Here is a 16,258-nt window from a genome sequence, read left to right as displayed (position 1 = left end):
CGGGTGCAGACATCATTGGCGGCAGGGATTGCCGGCGGCGCGTATTATAACCAAAGCTTTAACGGATTACTCTTGCCCAGTATCAATTTGCCACCCACCGCCGGCACGGCAGATTACTGGATCAGCGAGCGCAACGCCCACGCCTGTTTCCAGTTGTCTCCGTCCCTGGTGGCGACGGCAGTCTCGAAGTAATGCCGCAGGCGACGACGATCCTCCGGCTGGTCCTTGAGCGCGGAACCGATGATATGGTGCATCAGTTGTTCCACCGTCATCGCTTCGCCACCGTAATACCAGGCGTTGAGACTCGCCGCATGGGCCACGGCAACCGCTTCCGCCGTGGACAGGGCGGCACCGGCGAGACGGTCCGTGCTCCGGCCGTCGAGAGTCTGGCCATTGCGCAACTCATGGAACATGGTAACCAGCACCTCCAGCACCCGGGGATCCGGCTCCACCGAGACACCCGCACCGGCATTGGCCTTGCGGACCTCCCTGACCACCACATCCAGCTCGTCGGCCAGGTTGCGGATCGGCCGGATCTCCTCGAAATCCATCCTGCGCTTGAGGGCAGCACTCATGGCATGCACGCCTTCGTCAATGCTGTTGGAAGTGGCAACGACATTGAACCCTTCCTTGGCCAGGATGACCCCCTCATCTCCCGCCAGCTCCGGAATGATGACCACCCGGTCGGACAACACCGACAGCAGCGCATCCTGCAGTGCCTGGGGGCAGCGGGCAATTTCCTCGAACCGGACCAGCCGCCCTTCCATCATCCCGCGCAGCAACGGGCTGGGCACCAGGGCCTTGAGGCAGGGTCCTTCATTCTTGATGATCGCCTCGTTCCAGCTGTACAGCAGCTGGCTGACCTGGCTGACAGCGCCGCCCTGCAACGTCAGGGTGGAACCACCCGAAATCGCAGCGGCGAGGAGCTCGGACAACCAGGACTTGGCAGTGCCGGGCTCCCCGACCAGCAGGCACCCGCGGCTGGTACACAGGGAAATGATGATACGGACGACCATGGCCCGGTCTGCCACGAACTTACGCTCGATGCCCAGTTCGTCGTCGCCCATGACAAACTTTTCCACTGCCCGGGGGGACATTCGCCAGCCCGGTGGTACCGGCCCCTCGTCGAGGGCCGCGAGCTTCTCCAGTTCCGCGGCGTAGGTGACCTCGGCCGGCTCACGCTGGGCGGCCTTGTGCTTGTGTGTTGTTTTGCTGGCTGTCATCGGGAACTCCTGCGGCCGCCACGAACTTCCGGTGCCATGCGCTCCCTTGGCAGGATACGCGGCAGTTCAGACAAGGGAATCACCCCTTCGATTACATGATCCAGGGCACTGTCACGCATGGTGACCAGGCCGGCATCGAGGGCCCGCCAGCGTAGCTCTCCGATGGGCGGCTGGCTGGAGATGGCATTACGAATGTCCGAATCCACCTCCATGTATTCGACAATGGCCACCCGCCCGTGGGTGCCACGGCCATTGCACTTATCGCAGCCCTCCCCTTCAAAGCAGCGGAAATCCGTCGGCGCCCCATCCGGGAACAACTCGGCCAGGATGGCAGGATCGGCCTCGGCCGGCTGGCGACAATGCCGGCAGATGCGTTTGGCCAGTCGCTGAGCAATCACCGCCAGCAATTCGCCGGCGATAGAGTTGGGATGGACACCAAGGTCGTAAAGGCGCTGCAACGAATCCACCGCATCGTTGCAATGGAGCGTGGATAACACCACGTGACCGGTCTGGGAAGCCCGAATGGCCTCGAGCGCGGTTTCCTGGTCCCGGATCTCCCCTACCAGAATGACATCCGGGTCTTCGCGGACAAAGGCCCGCATGGCATCGGCAAAGCCGAAACCGATCTCGCCACGGACCCGGGTCTGCTGGATGTTGTCGATGGAATACTCGATCGGATCCTCGACAGTGATGACCTTGCGCCGTCCATCGTCCGCCAGGGTCTGCAGGCCGGCATACAGGGTCGTGGACTTGCCCGAACCCGTCGGGCCAACCACCAGTACCAGCCCCGCTGGGTTATCCAGCAGGCGCTGGTAACGGGCGCCGATAGCCCTGGACATTCCCAGTTCTGCAATGGTCATCGCGCGCCCGGTCTGGGGCAGTAATCGGATGACCGCGTGTTCTCCATGCAGAGACGGCTGGGTCTGGATCCGGAGGTCGTAGGAAGCCTCGCCCAACCGAAGCTGGGATCGGCCACCCTGGGGCAGCCGGTGCTCGGCAATATTCAACTCGGCGCGCAGCTTGATCACATTGATCACACCGCGCAGCTCCCGGGGCGTGAGCTGGTACTGGGGCAGGTCATGCAATTCGCCGTCTACCCGAAGACGGATGCGCACCCGTTCGCCGTATTGCTCGATATGGATATCGCTGGCCTTCTCGCTGACCGCATCCAGCAGAATTGCTTCGTAGACCGAGACCAGATAGGGGCTCACGTGCTTGTTACCACCATGCTCCCCCAGGGTGCCGGAGGTATCGGCGCGCGCGTCCGGATGCTCCTCATGATCCGGCCCGTGATCCGCCACGAACTGCTTGCCCTGGGCGGTCAGGTCCAGTGCAGACCAGATCCTGCGGAAATCCGTGGGGGTGACCAACAGGCATTCAATCACGGACTTCTGGGTCAGCCGCTCCAGCTGGTCGGTGCGGGCATCGGGATCATCGGTGACCACGGTGATCTTGCCATCGGCTTCGGCCACCGGCAGCAATCGCGAAAGGTCGAGGAAGGTGCGGGAGAAACGGCGGAACAGCGCCGGGTGCAGGTCGGGCAACAGCTCGTCCGCCTCCTTGAACACCATACCCCGCTGCTGGGCCAGGGTCCGGAACAGGTCAATCTCTTCCAGGTTCAGCTTGCGCCGGACCAGATCGAGCACCCGGCAATTGGTCCGGGCGGCTTCGGCCTTGGCCTCCGCGAGGACCTTTTCGTCGATGACCCCGAGGTCAATCAGGATCTGCTCCGCGTTGCGATTGAAATCCACCCAGCCGAGGGTGCGCGACCGGACCAGACCAAAACCCTGCTTCTCGAACATTGCCAGACTCGGAACCGGCCCCGCCCTGCCCTCCAGACAGATCAACCGGCCCTGGTTCCGCAAAAACGGCAACACCACATCACGCCGGGGCAGAAACGTGGTGCAAAGCACCAGATCGCATAACACATCCTGCTCCGGGGCGTTCTCGATATCCGCAACCACCACATCGACATTGTGTTTGCCAAGCCGGAAGAAGCGCTCCCGGGCGGCCTCTGCCACCACCGGATTACGTTCCACATAAATGACCCGGTGCGCGAGTTCCGACAACACTGCTGTGAGATAACCCGAGCCACCACCGACGTGCATCACCGTCTGGTCCGGGGCAATTTCAGGCATCAGGGACAACAGATGCCGGACCGTTTCCTCCCGGGGGATGGAGTGGCCGGTGATAGAGGGTGCAAGATCCGAGCAGGCAACAAACTCGTGGCGGGAAACAGCTAGCAGGGCCTCATTGGCCCTGGGGTACAATTTATTCATTACCAGCATCCATCAGAACAGATCTCGTTCGGGCTCAGACAAGTCGCTCAACAAAGAACTCCACGTGGCCACGGGGAGAAGACGGCAGAGGCCAGCCGTCCACTTTCTCAGCCAGCGCCTTGATGGCCAGTGAGGCCCTCGCACGGGGATACGCCTCCACCACAGCCCGCTGGCGCTGCACCGCTTTTTTGAAGGTCTCGTCATAAGGCACCATACCTGCATACTCTAACGCCACGTCCAGGAAACGCTCGGTGACCCGGATCAGTTTTTCGTAGAGCTGGCGCCCCTCCTGCTCGTTGCGGACCTGGTTGGCTATGACACGGAAGCGGTTGATGCCGTAGTCCCGGTTCATCAATTTGACCAGAGCGTAGGTGTCGGTAATGGAGGTGGGTTCGTCACAGACCACCAGCAACAACTCCTGGGCGGCCCGAAGGAAGTTCACCACCGCATCGGAAATCCCCGAGGCGGTATCAATGACCAGAACATCGATCTCGTCCCCCAACTCACTGAAGGCATTGATCAGACCGGCGTATTCCTGGTCACCGAGACGGGTCATTCTCAGGCTGCCGGACGGAGCCGGGACAATACGGATGCCGCCCGGCCCCTCCATCAGTACGTCCCTGAGTTCACAGTCGCCCCGCAGAACGTCCTCCAGGGTGTGACTGGCAGTGATGCCCAACGAAACATCGATATTGCCGAGCCCCAGGTCGCCGTCCAGAACCACAACCCGCCGACCTCTTTGCGCCAGGGCGATGGCCAGGTTCACCGAAAGACTGGTTTTACCCGTGCCACCCTTTCCCCCGGATACCGCGATGACCTGAACCGGATTTGCTGTTGTCATAGTCTTCCTGGTCTATTGCCACGCAACCCGTAGAAAGTGCCATCTTATAGCATCACTCAGGGGATTTCATGATACCTGACGTGCCTTTTCATATACGGTATCCTTGCGCCATTTACGCCCAAACCCGTCAAACTTGATCCGATAATCCCAGACACACAGGTGACCGAATGCCAATCCACGAGGTACGACACCCCCTGATCCGCCACAAACTTGGCCTGATGCGCCGCGCAGACATCAGCACCAAGAATTTTCGTGAACTGGCACAGGAAGTCGGCGCCCTGCTGACTTACGAAGCCACCAAGGATTTCAACCTGCAGGAAAAAACCATCGATGGCTGGGCCGGCCCGGTGAACGTGGAGCAGATCCACGGCAAGAAGGTCACCATCGTCCCCATCCTCCGCGCGGGCCTTGGCATGCTGGACGGCGTGCTCAGCCTGATTCCCGTTGCCCGGGTCAGCGTGGTTGGCCAGATCCGCAACGAGGAAACCCTCGAAGCCAGTACCTACCTGGAAAAACTCGTGGGCGAACTGGACCAGCGAATGGCCCTGATCGTTGACCCCATGCTTGCCACCGGTGGCTCAATGATCTCCACCATCGACCTGCTCAAGAAAGCCGGCAGTACCGAGATCCGCGCCCTGGTGCTGGTAGCGGCTCCCGAAGGCATCGAAAAGGTCCTGGAGAAGCATCCGGACGTCTCCATCTACACGGCTTCCGTGGATGAGCGCCTGAACGACAAGGGCTACATCCTGCCGGGCCTCGGCGATGCCGGCGACAAGATCTTTGGCACCAAGCAGAAGGACGTCTGAGCATGCAGGATCACACCAACGACCCGGTCTGGAAACAGGCCATCGCCGGTTCCCAGATGCTGCTGGTGGCCTTCGGCGCCCTGGTGCTGATGCCATTGATTACCGGCCTGGATCCTAACGTCGCGCTGTTCACCGCCGGGATCGGCACCCTGATCTTCCACGTCGTGACCGGCGGACAGATACCCATTTTCCTGGCCTCCTCCTTCGCCTTCATTGCTCCGATCATTGCCGCCAAGGGCAAGTTCGGGCTGGAGCAGACCATGGGCGGCCTGATGGCAGCGGGTATCCTCTATATCCTCCTGAGTGCCGCAGTGAAACTGCGAGGCACCGGCTTTGTCACCCGGCTGCTGCCGCCGGTGGTCATCGCGCCGGTGATTATGACCATCGGCCTGGGCCTGGCGCCCATCGCCGTGAACATGGCATCCGGACAGACCGGTGACGGCTCTGCCGAACTGGTGCCCTATGACACGGCCATCTGGATTGCCATGATCTCCCTGGCGGTCACCATCATCATGACGCTCTGGGCCAAGGGCATCTTCCGCCTGATCCCCATCATGTTCGGTGTGGCGGCCGGCTACATCCTTTCCCTGTTCGCCGGAATCGTGGACATGACCCCGGTACGGGAAGCCCCCTGGTTCGCCATGCCCGACTTCGTGGCTCCGGAGTTCGGTTGGAGCGCCATTCTGTTCATGATCCCGGTGGCCATTGCCCCCGCCATTGAACACATCGGTGATGTCCTGGCCATCGGTAACGTCACCCGCAAGAACTATCTGGAAAAGCCAGGCCTGCACCGGACCCTGCTCGGGGATGGCCTCGCCACCAGCACGGCCTCCATGCTGGGTGGACCACCCAACACCACCTATTCCGAGGTGACTGGCGCGGTCATGCTGACCCGGAACTTCAATCCGAAGGTGATGTGGTGGGCTGCCGTGGTGGCCATCGTGCTGGCGTTTGTTGGCAAGTTCGGCGCGGCCTTGCAGACCATTCCGGTACCGGTCATGGGCGGTATCCTGTGCCTGCTGTTCGGCTCCATCGCGGTCGTGGGCCTGAACACCCTGATCCGCCATCAGGTGGACCTGTCCGAGTCACGTAACCTGGTGATTGTCGGCGTAACCCTGGTGTTCGGCATCGGCAACATGGCGCTCGGTCAACTGGAGGGTATCGCCTTGTGCGCCGTTGTGGCGGTTGTCCTCAACCTGATTCTGCCCGGCAGCAAAGAGGCCTGGGGCAAGGCGATCTACGAGCAGAAAGCCGACTAAGGCCATCTGAGCGGAAACCGGCGCCCCGGGGTGCCGGTTTCCGGATCTTGCTCAACGCACCAACAGCCCCTCCAGCAGGCTTATTACAGCGGCAAACTCTTCCTCGATTTCCCCGACCAGGCGCGAGGCCTCAGTGAGGTCCGAGACCTTACCCGCCTGCTCCGCTTCCATACACAGCTCCCCGAGCCGGGGCGCGCCTATGTTGATACAACTGCCTTTCAGACTGTGGGCCGTCTTGGCGAAAGCATCCGCGTCCCCTGCCGACAACGCGGACTTCAGGCTGGCGATTCGATCCCGGGAGTCAATGATGTACGTCTGGATCAGGACATCGAATTCATCCTCCATGACATCCTGAAGTTCCGCCAGAGCTTCTTCATCAAGGTGCTGTTTATCTGTCATCACCATCCCCCTGGTGCGCTGAGAAATTCCAATCATAAATGATTTCGACGTGGTTACCCTTGCCCCGGAATTTGATGCTTCTGCTCAAACGTTTCAAGAGTAACAGGCCTCGGCCGGCATACCGGGGGGCCCTTGATTCATCATCCCGACCTGAAACCAGGGGATGATTGCTGAAATCAAAGCCGGCACCGCTGTCTTCACAGACAACACGCAGGCGCCCGCCACCGGGTTTCCTGGTGTGGTGCAAACTGAACCGGATGTAATGACCGTCGACCCGAGCCAGCCGGGCTTGTCGCTCGGAATAATACTTTCCGAATCCATCCGCACTGTGTTTCCACTCTGACGGCAGCTGAAGGACACCATGCTCCAGGGCATTGTTGTAAAGTTCCGACAACAGGGTATAGATCTCGCCACTTCGTGTGCGCAAACCGGGTACTTCGAGGCAGATATGCAACAACAGGGGCAGCGGACTGAAATCCCCCAGGGTCCGCTCCCGGATCTCATATTCGCACCGCCACTCCGTAGGTCCGGCCAAGGCGGACAGGGATGGCTGCTCCGGCTCTGCGGGCAGGTCGGGCTGATCCGTGATATCCAGACCAACCAGGGTAAGGTCGTCAGACTCGTCAGCCCTGTCACTGAACTGGCGTACAGCCTCAAGAACCGCATCGAATGGATGCGTATGTGGCTGACGATGCTCAAGGCACTGCCGGATTCCGGGCAGGCCGAACAGCTCTCCACGGTCATTCGCAGCCTCCAGCACGCCATCAGTCATCACCAACAACCTGTCGCCGGGGCGAACCTGCACGACCTCCATGACACACTCGAACTGCTTCGGCGGCAAAATTCCAAGGGGCAGATGCCGGGACGGGAGTAGCAAGGACTCACCCTCCCCGCGGATGATCCAGGCCTCAGGCAGCGCCCCGTTCCATACCCGGAGCTGTCCCAATTTGAAGTCCGCTTCCACCATGGCCCCACAACAGAACATGCCAGTAGGAAGGATGCGCTTGAGTTTCTGGTTGATTTCCCGGAGCACATCGGCGCCGCTGAATCCCTTGCGGGCCATTCCGTAGAAAATCTCGGCAACCGGCATCGCACCAATGGCGGCCGGTAATCCGTGACCGGTGAAATCCCCGAGAAAAATCAGCATGCCTCCCGCCGGCCGCGGGGAGGCAAACAACACATCGCCATTGAATACCGATAGTGGCGAGGCGTGGTAACGAATATTGGGCGAGTCCAGGCAACCGGTATGGGCCACATTATCAAATACCCGGCGGGCAATGGCCTGTTCTTCAAGCAGTTGCCGATTACGCTCGCATATCTGCTCGTGCTGACTCGATAGGGTATCGTGCATTCGCCGCATACGGTCGAACGCCTTGATCTTGGCCTCGATGATCACTCGATTGTAGGGCTTGGTCAGGAAATCATCACCGCCCGCCTCCAGGCACCGGGCCAGGTCTTCGGCATCGGACAATGAGGTCAGGAAAATCAGGGGCACCAGGCGTTCACCGGCCAGGGCCTTGATGTGCCGGGCAGCCTCCATTCCGTCCATCCTGGGCATCAGGGCATCGAGAAGGACAATATCCGGGCACTCGTCGCGGAATTTCTGCACCGCTTCGAGCCCATCCGCCGCTTCGATCACCTGATGTCCCAGCCGTTTGATGATGGCCTGAAGAATCAGACGGTCCGTGTCGCTGTCATCTGCAATCAGAATTCGCAGGTTGCGCTGGGTCACTTGATAGCGAAAAGCTGCTCGAAATTTGAAATGGAGAGGATCCGGCGAACGTCACTGTTGCAGTTCTCTATCGAGATCCGGGCGCTGTCTCCCCCGGCGTGGTCCCGTAGCAAAAGCAACATACCCAGGGCGGAACTGTCGAGGTACGTCGTGTCTGACAGGTCCACAACATAATGGGTGACCCTGGGACCGGCACGCTCGTAGGAATCCCGGAACGCCTGGTGTGTACTGAAGTCAAACCGGCCTTCAATCCGGATGACCAGCGTTTTGCCGTCCTCGGCGAGGCTCGTCTGTATGGACATTCACAAAACCTCCAGAAGCAGTCCGTGTAGCGATAGTGACCAATCCGACCAGAGCAAAGTTGGCCTCGCTCTTCTGTGGTTCAGGATAGCTGACAACAGAGTTTTTGTCGCCGGCCCGGCGACTCAGGATTCGGTGGATTCTTCCCTCAGGCCGTATTTTCGCACCTTCTCCACCAGGGTCGTCCGGCGAATACGGAGTTTTTCGGCGGCCCGGGCCACCACGCCCCCGGCCTCATCCAGAGCCTGCTGAATCAGCTGTTTTTCGAGGTTGGAGAGGTATTCCTTGAGATCGATACCGTTCACCGGCAGCAGGGCCGGGGCATCCAGGCCGACGAGACCGGGCACGCCCGATGGCAGACCGGAATCCTCCACGGACCGGTTCTCGTCGTAATCGTCCACATAACGGAATTTTTTCGGCAGCTCCTGCACCCCGATCACGCCGTAGGGATGCATGATCGCCAGTCTCTCGATGAGGTTGGCCAGTTCCCGGATGTTCCCGGACCAGTCGTGCCGGCACAGGCTCATGATCGCCGCCGAGTTGAGACGCAATGAGCCCCGCTTCTCCTTCTCCATGCGGGAGATCAATTCATTGATCAGCAGGGGAATATCCTCGACCCGCTCCCGGAGAGCCGGCATCTCGATCGGAAACACATTCAGGCTGTAATAGAGATCCTCCCGGAAGTCACCGGCCTCGATCATGTCCTCAAGATTACGATCGGTGGCAGCAATGATACGGACATCGACGCTCTCGCTACGATGGCTGCCCATACGCTCGAATGTGCGGTCCTGCAGGACCCGGAGCAGCTTAACTTGCAGAGGCAGGGGCAGAGCATCAATCTCATCCAGGTACAGGGTACCGCCATCGGCCAGTTCAAGGCGCCCCGCCCTCGCGGAAATCGCCCCCGGGAACGCCCCTTTTTCATGGCCGAACAGCTCGCTTTCCAGCAGCTCGGGCGGAACCGCCCCACAACTGAGCGGTACAAAGGGATGGTCCCGTCGGGAAGAATGATAATGGAGATTCCGGGCAACCACTTCCTTGCCGGTGCCGGATTCGCCCGTAATCAGCACCGTCACATCCATATCCGCCACCTGCTCCATCAACTGGTGGACATGCTGGATCTTGCGACTGGTGCCAACCAGGCTACGGAACAACTGCAATCCCCGTAAATGGCCGCGTTCCTGCTGACTACGGTCCGACTGATCCCGGTAAATCTGCGCCCGGTACAGCGAATCAACAAACTTGGCGTAATTCAGGGGCCACTCCAGGCGGGCAATGATGCGGTTGGCGTACTGATCTGACAGAGCGGAGGGATCGGCACTATCCACCAACAGTACCGGCACCCCCGGCAAGGTGTCGCACACGCGCCTCAGGGTCTCGGCCACCTGGCCGCCCTCGCCGCTTACCAGAGCCACGCCGACTTCCCCTTGGTGCTGGTCATCGTCGCTGGCCAACAGCGCCAAAGCTTCGTCGCCGGCAATGACTTGCCCTTCTCCGACAAATTCGAGAATCGTGACCAGATCGTGCCGCCTCAGTTCGTCCTCACTGAGCACCAGCACCTTGTTATTCTTGGACATTTTGACCTTCCGTTGCCATTGATACCTCTATCTTATTTAAGCCGGCTTGGGGAGGACTGTCAATTTTATGACGGTATTAAAGTGGGGTCAGAAGAAGGCTTTCTTCTGACCCCGGTGCTGGAGCGAACATCTGAGGATTACGCCAAGTCGGGGTGAACGTGGGGTCAGAAGAAAGCGTTCTTCTGACCCCGGTGTTGGGGCGAAGATCTGAGGATTACGCTAAGTCGGGGTGAACTTGGGGTCAGAAGAAAGCGTTCTTCTGACCCCGGAGTTGGGATGAAATCCGTGGATGGCGCCAGATTGGGGTCAGATGAAAGCCTTCATCTGATCCCTTTTTCACCGCCGGGCTGCCCGGCGGGCGGCGGAGGCGGTGAACTCGTTGCCACGGAAGCCGGGCGCGAAGTCATAGGGTTTGAATCCGTCATCCAGACCATCGATGTAATAACGCCCGGCCTTGAGGTCGTAGGTCATTTCCATGGTGGTCCAGAACACCGGTTCGCTGTAGTACGTGATGTTATGGGCCTCGGACACCCGCCAGAGGTTCCCCTCCTCGTCATACTCTTCGGACGCCAGAATCTGCCAGCTGTCCTCATCCACATAGAAAACCCGGCGGGCATATATATGGCTGATACCCGTGCGCAGCGTCGCCTCGACTACCCAGACACGATGCAACTCATAACGCGTCAGCTTCTGGTTGATGTGCCTGGGACGAATCACATCGTCCGCATCCACCGCATCGCCATGCAACTTGTAGGCATTGTAGGGCACGTAGAGCTCACGCTTGCCTTTCAGGGTCCAGTCGTACTGATTGGGCGCGCCGTTGTACATGTCTTTCTGATCAACGGAACGCAGGGAGGACGAATTCGGCAAATCGGTCTCGTACGCAAGATTCGGGGAGCGGCGCAGTCGACGGGAACCGGCATCATAGCGCCAGGCCAGACGTGGCGAGCGGATCTGGTCCAGTGTTTCATGAACCAGGGTTATGGTGCCGGCCAGTGAAGACGGCGACACCGTATTGGTCTTGAGGTAAAAGATCTTGTTGTCAATCTCTTCCAGTTCGGCTTGCTTCTGGCTATAGGCGAAGAAATAGTCGTATTCGTTGACGACCGGATTGTAAGAACCGTCAGTCTGGGGCGTCGCCGAGGCACTGCGGAAGGAGATCTCTTCCCCGCGATAGCGAAGAATATGATTCCAGATCACCTCAAGCCCGTTCTCGGGAATGGGGAACGGACTCGTCATGATGGTATTGCGAACGCCATTGCCATTATCCAGCAGCTCTGCGCTAGTGGCATTCGCGATCGATTTCTCATAGACATGTTCCGGGAACGCGGCCGTACGCCGGGTCTGGTACACCGGCATGAAAAACTCCGGACCATACTGCTCGATCATCCGGATGTGGCCATCGGATAATTTGTCCCGGTATAAATCCAGATTGTCTCCGGTAATGACAAACAGCGGCCTGTCACCCGGGAAGGGGTTGATCTCGATCTCTCCCCGACTCCAACCTGCCGGCGGAGTGCTCAGCCCACCGGCCCACTCGGGAATGGTCCCTGAGGCATTGGCCCCACGTTCGGCACCAACCGGCGTCAACTCGTTTCCGAGCCTCGCGGCCTCCGCAGCACTCACCTTGGCGAGCGCCTGCCCGGACAATCCGAACAGTACCGCCGCTGCACCCGCGACAATGTGGCTTCGCATACCTGACATCTCCAGCTGTTCCATAAGACGGGCTGCTTTTTGCCAAATTCAAACGATCGTTTCAAGTGAATGTTTGTATTTTCTTGTGACGGCACGGCGATTCCTGAGACAGATGCAGAAATTGTTGCGCACAAATGGTACAATCCCCGGTTTACACAATCTGCCAGATCATCCAATTGAAATCGCAGGTATTGCATGGCCTCGCAATGGCATTCGCTGGTCTCACAAAAACTGTTTCTGGCCAAGACGCTGCTGGGCCAGCTCGATGTGCCGGCATTGGCCGCCAATGGGCAACCGGCACCGGAAGCGGAGCAGGCACTCCGTCGGGAAGCTGCCATTCAGGGCGCTGTGGAGCTGATGTTGCGTGGCCGGAAACTGTTACTGGTCATGATCGCCCGGCTCTACCAGGAGCGGAATGCGGAGCCGGAAACCCTGGATGAGCTGGCAGCGCTCGTTGGTGCTGATGCCAGCGAAGTCGACCGCCTGCGACACCTCGCCCTGGAGAATGGCAGCTGGTGGAATCACCTGGAGCAGCTGGAACAGGGCCAAAGCCGCCCGCCGGCAACCCGTAAAACAGTGACGGACGACAACATCATTGCCGTCGCCGCGGAAACGGGGCCAGACAGGTCAGCTTCCGGTTTACGGAAAACTCTGGGTGCGCTCAAACATTTTGCCGACGATCTGGAAGAACAGCACAGCGAGTGGTGATGCATCACCAGGCGCAATTCCGGATTTCAACAACAGACAGGTTTACCGAATGTCACCATCGTTTTTTGAAATAGTACAACTGAGTAACGGCGACTACGCACTGCGCCGGATCGACGACGACAGTGCTCCGCTGGTACGGATCTCCTTCTCCCAGGAAGCCCGGGAAATGATGGAAGATCGCGACATGAATGTTGCCAAGGCCATGATTGCTGCCGGCATTGAAGCGGTAGGCGACATTGCTCACGACATTGACTGGGAAGAGGACGAAGCCGAGGCCGTCGACCCACAGCCCTCCTACACCCTGCACTGAACAGGTGGCAGGCACCCCGGCCTGCCCCTGACACTCAACGCTGGCGAAGCACTACCCCGTGACTGCTACCCTCGGCTGACGCCTGCTGAAGCGATTCCAGCGCCGAGCGACCGAGTTTACGGGTCCACATCACCACTGCATGGCAGGTGCCGGCCCGCAGCGCACGCTCGGCCAACTGCAATGCCGGCAACTCCGGCGTTGAGCGCAGCACCAGCAATTCCCCAGTGACGATGCCGTGCATCTTCTGCCATTTGCTCACCAGCTCCTGGGGCGGATCGATCCAGGCCAGCCAGCGTTTTTCCTGATTGAGCTGCGTCAGCATTGGCAGTAACAACTGGAAGTTCTCGACCTGGCCCTGTGGCAGGATGATCTCGGTCACATTGCCGGCAACCTCTGCCGGGCGAGGCTCGGAGTTACGACGGGCGCGGATGACGGCACGTCGCCCGGGAACACCCGATGACGGCTCGGAATGGGACAGGATGCCTTGCTGATAGGCCAGATTCTGGTTGAAGCTAAGTTGTTCCATAAGTCACCCGCTTGTTCTTTTATCGATTATGTTCGGCTGGCCCGGCTCAGTGGAGGTCGGAGCGGCGTATCACGCCCACGCCCAGGCCTTCGATAAACAGTTCCTGCTCGGCCAGGTCCACCTCGATCGGCTCGAACTCCTCGTTCTCGGCAATCAGATACACCTTGCTCCCATCCTTGCGGAAACGTTTCACCGTAACCTCCTCTCCGACCCGGGCTACAACGACCTGGCCGTTGTGCACATCCTGGGTACGGTGGACCGCCAACAGATCCCCATCGAGAATGCCGATGTCCTTCATACTCATACCGCGCACCCGTAGCAGGTAGTCCGCGGATGGTGAGAAAAAGTCCGGCTGGAGCGTGCAGTGATCCTCGATGTGTTCCTGGGCAAGAATCGGACTACCGGCTGCCACCTGACCGATCACCGGCAGCCCCAGATCCTCCTCGGCTTCCGGCAGGCGGATACCGCGGCTGGCACCGGGCACCATCTCGATCGCCCCCTTACGGGCCAACGCCCTCAAATGCTCTTCCGCGGCGTTGGCAGAGCGAAAGCCCAGCTCAGCTGCAATTTCCGCCCGGGTGGGTGGGTAGCCGGTCTCCTCGACATAGCGCCGGATGATATCCAGTACCTGTTGTTGCCTGGCAGTCAGTTTCATTCCGTTACTCCGGTCAGTCCTGATGACAGGCCCGCCGGCATTGGCGAGGCCTGTTTTTTTATACAGTAAATTGACTATATACAGTGTTTTATCCAGTGTAAAGCCCGATCCCCGATTTTCTGTCGCCTGCGTAACCCGTGGACAACAAAGGGATGTGTTATGGTGGCGGAACCATGCTTGCCGACTCAGGGAACCCGATGTCACGGACCAGCTCCTGCGCGTTACCGGACGTGCGACTCAACAGTGAAGGAAACGAACGCCGCGTTGGCGTCGAGGTGGAACTTTCCGGCCTGGGCTATGACGTTCTCGTGGACCATGCTGCACGCCTGCTGGATGCGCCGGCAGAGGCCGTTTCCCGTTATGTCACACGGATCGAAACCGGTCTGGGCCCGTTCACCATCGAGCTTGACTCCGACCCGATCAAGGACCTGGATCTCGCGGACTCACGCCTGCCAGAGAGCATTCGGGAACTGGGAGGCCAGGCCATGGAGGTGATTGACGCCGCCGCCGAGCGGATCGTCCCGCTGGAAATCGTGACCCCGCCGATTCCGTTTTCCCACCTGCAAGAGGTGGATAGACTCGTTGACGAACTGCACCTGCTTGGCGCCCTTGGCAGCCGCGAGGCGATCTACTTTGCCTTTGGCCTGCAGCTCAACCCGGAGTTGCCGGATCTGGAGCCTGCGACGGTCGTCCGCTACCTGCAGGCGTTTGCCGCGCTGTATGACTGGCTGAAGGCCCGGCACCAGCTGGACATCAGCCGCAAGTTCACCACCTACATCGAGCCCTGGGCAAACCGCTACACAGACCAGTTGATTGAAGATGATTACGCGCCGGATCTGGAGCAGCTCATGCGCGATTACCTGGAATGGAACCCAACCCGGAACCGGGCCCTGGATCTGTTGCCGTTGTTCTCATATCTGAACGCCGATCTGCTCGACCGGTATGTGCGGGACCCGCGTATCAAGAGCCGCCCCACCCTGCATTACCGCCTGCCGGACTGCGACATCGACAACCCCGAATGGCACTTTTCCTCAGTCTGGAATGACTGGGTGGTCGTCGAACAGATTGCCAACCGGGCGGAGGATCTGGCTGAACTCAGAGCGCTGTTCAGGGATAGCCGGAAGTTCAGTTTCCATAACCTCACCCACAGTTGGCAGGAAACCACTGACCAGTGGCTGCGTACCAAAGGTTATGTCTGAACTTGCCAACGAAGCCCCGGAAATTCCGGGGGTCACCATCGGGATCAGCGGACCGGCCCGGCGCAGCCTCGCCCACCGGCTGATCAGTCTGGGTCTGCGGATGCACGGCGCGCGTACCCACTACATTCGTCCCGGCTCCCGTGTGGACGTGTCCTTGCTTGATGGCCTGGTCCTTTCCGGGGGCACCCACGTGCATCCCGAGAACTTCGGCCAGGAGCCACAGGTCACCGCCCGTTACGACCGCCGACGGGATGCAACGGACCGGCGGCTCCTTGAAGAAGCCGAGGCTATCGGTATCCCGGTACTGGGGATCTGCCGGGGGGCGCAGTTTATCAACGTATTTCACGGGGGATCTCTGTGCCAGAATGTCACGCCCCTGCGGGTGCATACCCGGCACCGCCCGCTGCTGCTCCCCCTGCAGACCGTCCGGCTCGTCACCGACAGCCGGCTGGGGCAGTTGATGCATGGGCCGGTGATCGGCGCCAACCGTATCCACAGTCAGGCCATCAAACACCTGGGACGGAACCTCCGGGTCGTCGCCGTGGATAACGATCTGTTCGTCCAGGCGATCGAAAATACCCGCGGCCAGTGGCTGATGGGTGTGCAGTGGCATCCGGAGTACCTGCTTTATCACGGCGGGCATCGTCGCATTTTCGGCCACTTTGTCGACGCTGCCCGCCGGTTCAAACTGGCCCGGCTGGAACCCGAATCCGGTCCGGTTCAACAGAAAACCGCACCCTGAAGGAGTA

At 59.9% G+C, this 16,258-nt stretch carries 16 protein-coding genes; 6 read left to right on the top strand and 10 right to left on the bottom strand.

Annotated elements, in window-relative coordinates:
* Positions 1 to 113 precede the first annotated feature (113 nt).
* The 3 genes from MD273_RS19055 to MD273_RS05605 are packed head-to-tail and all read right to left on the bottom strand — an operon-like array spanning position 114 to position 4,343.
* Positions 114 to 1,223 carry an ATP-binding protein gene (locus MD273_RS19055; protein WP_285229115.1) on the bottom strand — a complete coding sequence of 370 codons (1,110 nt, stop codon included), beginning with the start codon at positions 1,221 to 1,223 and terminating at the stop codon, positions 114 to 116.
* Complete coding sequence (locus MD273_RS05610; RefSeq protein WP_239036774.1) at positions 1,220 to 3,502, bottom strand: ATPase, T2SS/T4P/T4SS family; 2,283 nt, start codon at positions 3,500 to 3,502, stop codon at positions 1,220 to 1,222. Before MD273_RS05610 ends, MD273_RS19055 begins: the two co-directional genes overlap by 4 nt.
* A 34-nt stretch (positions 3,503 to 3,536) precedes the next feature.
* Positions 3,537 to 4,343: a MinD/ParA family ATP-binding protein gene (locus MD273_RS05605; protein WP_239036773.1), complete on the bottom strand. Its 807-nt coding sequence runs from the start codon at positions 4,341 to 4,343 to the stop codon at positions 3,537 to 3,539.
* Between the two features lie 167 nt (positions 4,344 to 4,510).
* Here MD273_RS05605 and upp point away from each other — a divergent pair, with 167 nt between their 5' ends.
* Both upp and MD273_RS05595 read left to right on the top strand, forming a co-directional pair.
* Positions 4,511 to 5,149: a uracil phosphoribosyltransferase gene (upp, locus tag MD273_RS05600; protein WP_239036772.1), complete on the top strand. Its 639-nt coding sequence runs from the start codon at positions 4,511 to 4,513 to the stop codon at positions 5,147 to 5,149.
* A 2-nt stretch (positions 5,150 to 5,151) separates the two neighbouring features.
* Positions 5,152 to 6,408, top strand: coding sequence for a uracil-xanthine permease family protein (locus MD273_RS05595; protein ID WP_239036771.1), 1,257 nt, complete (start codon positions 5,152 to 5,154; stop codon positions 6,406 to 6,408).
* Between the two features lie 51 nt (positions 6,409 to 6,459).
* Here MD273_RS05595 and MD273_RS05590 read toward each other — a convergent pair whose 3' ends face one another.
* From MD273_RS05590 to MD273_RS05570, 5 genes are all read right to left on the bottom strand, one after another.
* A complete protein-coding gene (locus MD273_RS05590) occupies positions 6,460 to 6,807 on the bottom strand; it encodes an Hpt domain-containing protein (RefSeq protein ID WP_239036770.1) in 348 nt (115 codons plus the stop codon).
* Entirely contained in the window at positions 6,797 to 8,539 is a 1,743-nt protein-coding gene (locus tag MD273_RS05585; RefSeq protein ID WP_239036769.1) for a PP2C family protein-serine/threonine phosphatase, read from the bottom strand. Before MD273_RS05585 ends, MD273_RS05590 begins: the two co-directional genes overlap by 11 nt.
* Positions 8,536 to 8,841, bottom strand: coding sequence for an STAS domain-containing protein (locus MD273_RS05580; protein WP_239036768.1), 306 nt, complete (start codon positions 8,839 to 8,841; stop codon positions 8,536 to 8,538). Before MD273_RS05580 ends, MD273_RS05585 begins: the two co-directional genes overlap by 4 nt.
* Before the next feature lie 123 nt (positions 8,842 to 8,964).
* The gene (locus MD273_RS05575) at positions 8,965 to 10,416 is read right to left on the bottom strand and encodes a sigma-54 dependent transcriptional regulator (protein WP_239036767.1); all 1,452 of its coding nucleotides are present in this window, start codon (positions 10,414 to 10,416) and stop codon (positions 8,965 to 8,967) included.
* A gap of 336 nt (positions 10,417 to 10,752) precedes the next feature.
* Complete coding sequence (locus tag MD273_RS05570; RefSeq protein WP_239036766.1) at positions 10,753 to 12,111, bottom strand: DUF1329 domain-containing protein; 1,359 nt, start codon at positions 12,109 to 12,111, stop codon at positions 10,753 to 10,755.
* 195 nt (positions 12,112 to 12,306) lie between these two features.
* Between MD273_RS05570 and MD273_RS05565 the strand changes: the two genes are divergently transcribed.
* The gene (locus tag MD273_RS05565; RefSeq protein WP_239036765.1) at positions 12,307 to 12,819 is read left to right on the top strand and encodes a DUF6586 family protein; all 513 of its coding nucleotides are present in this window, start codon (positions 12,307 to 12,309) and stop codon (positions 12,817 to 12,819) included.
* A gap of 49 nt (positions 12,820 to 12,868) precedes the next feature.
* Positions 12,869 to 13,129 (top strand): hypothetical protein, encoded by a 261-nt coding sequence (locus tag MD273_RS05560; protein WP_239036764.1) that lies wholly within the window; start codon positions 12,869 to 12,871, stop codon positions 13,127 to 13,129.
* Positions 13,130 to 13,163: 34 nt separating this feature from the next.
* Here the strand turns inward: MD273_RS05560 and MD273_RS05555 are convergent, their stop codons facing one another.
* Both MD273_RS05555 and lexA read right to left on the bottom strand, forming a co-directional pair.
* On the bottom strand, positions 13,164 to 13,655 hold the full coding sequence (locus MD273_RS05555) for a cell division inhibitor SulA (protein WP_239036763.1): 492 nt from the start codon (positions 13,653 to 13,655) through the stop codon (positions 13,164 to 13,166).
* Positions 13,656 to 13,701: 46 nt separating this feature from the next.
* Entirely contained in the window at positions 13,702 to 14,310 is a 609-nt protein-coding gene (lexA, locus tag MD273_RS05550) for a transcriptional repressor LexA (RefSeq protein WP_239036762.1), read from the bottom strand.
* A 197-nt stretch (positions 14,311 to 14,507) separates the two neighbouring features.
* Between lexA and MD273_RS05545 the strand changes: the two genes are divergently transcribed.
* A complete protein-coding gene (locus MD273_RS05545) occupies positions 14,508 to 15,509 on the top strand; it encodes an amidoligase family protein (RefSeq protein ID WP_239036761.1) in 1,002 nt (333 codons plus the stop codon).
* Positions 15,502 to 16,251, top strand: a complete 750-nt coding sequence (locus MD273_RS05540) for a gamma-glutamyl-gamma-aminobutyrate hydrolase family protein (protein WP_239036760.1) — start codon at positions 15,502 to 15,504, stop codon at positions 16,249 to 16,251. Before MD273_RS05545 ends, MD273_RS05540 begins: the two co-directional genes overlap by 8 nt.
* Positions 16,252 to 16,258: the final 7 nt, after the last annotated feature.

The organism is Marinobacter sp. C7, from assembly GCF_022343555.1.
Lineage (GTDB): Bacteria > Pseudomonadota > Gammaproteobacteria > Pseudomonadales > Oleiphilaceae > Marinobacter.
Note: the sequence above shows the minus strand (reverse complement) of the source record. Positions and strands in the feature narration are given on the sequence as shown.

Coding starts and splice junctions, on each gene's coding strand:
- MD273_RS19055 (WP_285229115.1), bottom strand. CDS start 1,223: ATGACAGCCAGCAAAACAACACACAAGCACAAGGCCGCCCAGCGTGAG.
- MD273_RS05610 (WP_239036774.1), bottom strand. CDS start 3,502: ATGAATAAATTGTACCCCAGGGCCAATGAGGCCCTGCTAGCTGTTTCC.
- MD273_RS05605 (WP_239036773.1), bottom strand. CDS start 4,343: ATGACAACAGCAAATCCGGTTCAGGTCATCGCGGTATCCGGGGGAAAG.
- upp (WP_239036772.1), top strand. CDS start 4,511: ATGCCAATCCACGAGGTACGACACCCCCTGATCCGCCACAAACTTGGC.
- MD273_RS05595 (WP_239036771.1), top strand. CDS start 5,152: ATGCAGGATCACACCAACGACCCGGTCTGGAAACAGGCCATCGCCGGT.
- MD273_RS05590 (WP_239036770.1), bottom strand. CDS start 6,807: ATGACAGATAAACAGCACCTTGATGAAGAAGCTCTGGCGGAACTTCAG.
- MD273_RS05580 (WP_239036768.1), bottom strand. CDS start 8,841: ATGTCCATACAGACGAGCCTCGCCGAGGACGGCAAAACGCTGGTCATC.
- MD273_RS05575 (WP_239036767.1), bottom strand. CDS start 10,416: ATGTCCAAGAATAACAAGGTGCTGGTGCTCAGTGAGGACGAACTGAGG.
- MD273_RS05570 (WP_239036766.1), bottom strand. CDS start 12,111: ATGCGAAGCCACATTGTCGCGGGTGCAGCGGCGGTACTGTTCGGATTG.
- MD273_RS05565 (WP_239036765.1), top strand. CDS start 12,307: ATGGCCTCGCAATGGCATTCGCTGGTCTCACAAAAACTGTTTCTGGCC.
- MD273_RS05560 (WP_239036764.1), top strand. CDS start 12,869: ATGTCACCATCGTTTTTTGAAATAGTACAACTGAGTAACGGCGACTAC.
- MD273_RS05555 (WP_239036763.1), bottom strand. CDS start 13,655: ATGGAACAACTTAGCTTCAACCAGAATCTGGCCTATCAGCAAGGCATC.
- lexA (WP_239036762.1), bottom strand. CDS start 14,310: ATGAAACTGACTGCCAGGCAACAACAGGTACTGGATATCATCCGGCGC.
- MD273_RS05545 (WP_239036761.1), top strand. CDS start 14,508: ATGTCACGGACCAGCTCCTGCGCGTTACCGGACGTGCGACTCAACAGT.
- MD273_RS05540 (WP_239036760.1), top strand. CDS start 15,502: ATGTCTGAACTTGCCAACGAAGCCCCGGAAATTCCGGGGGTCACCATC.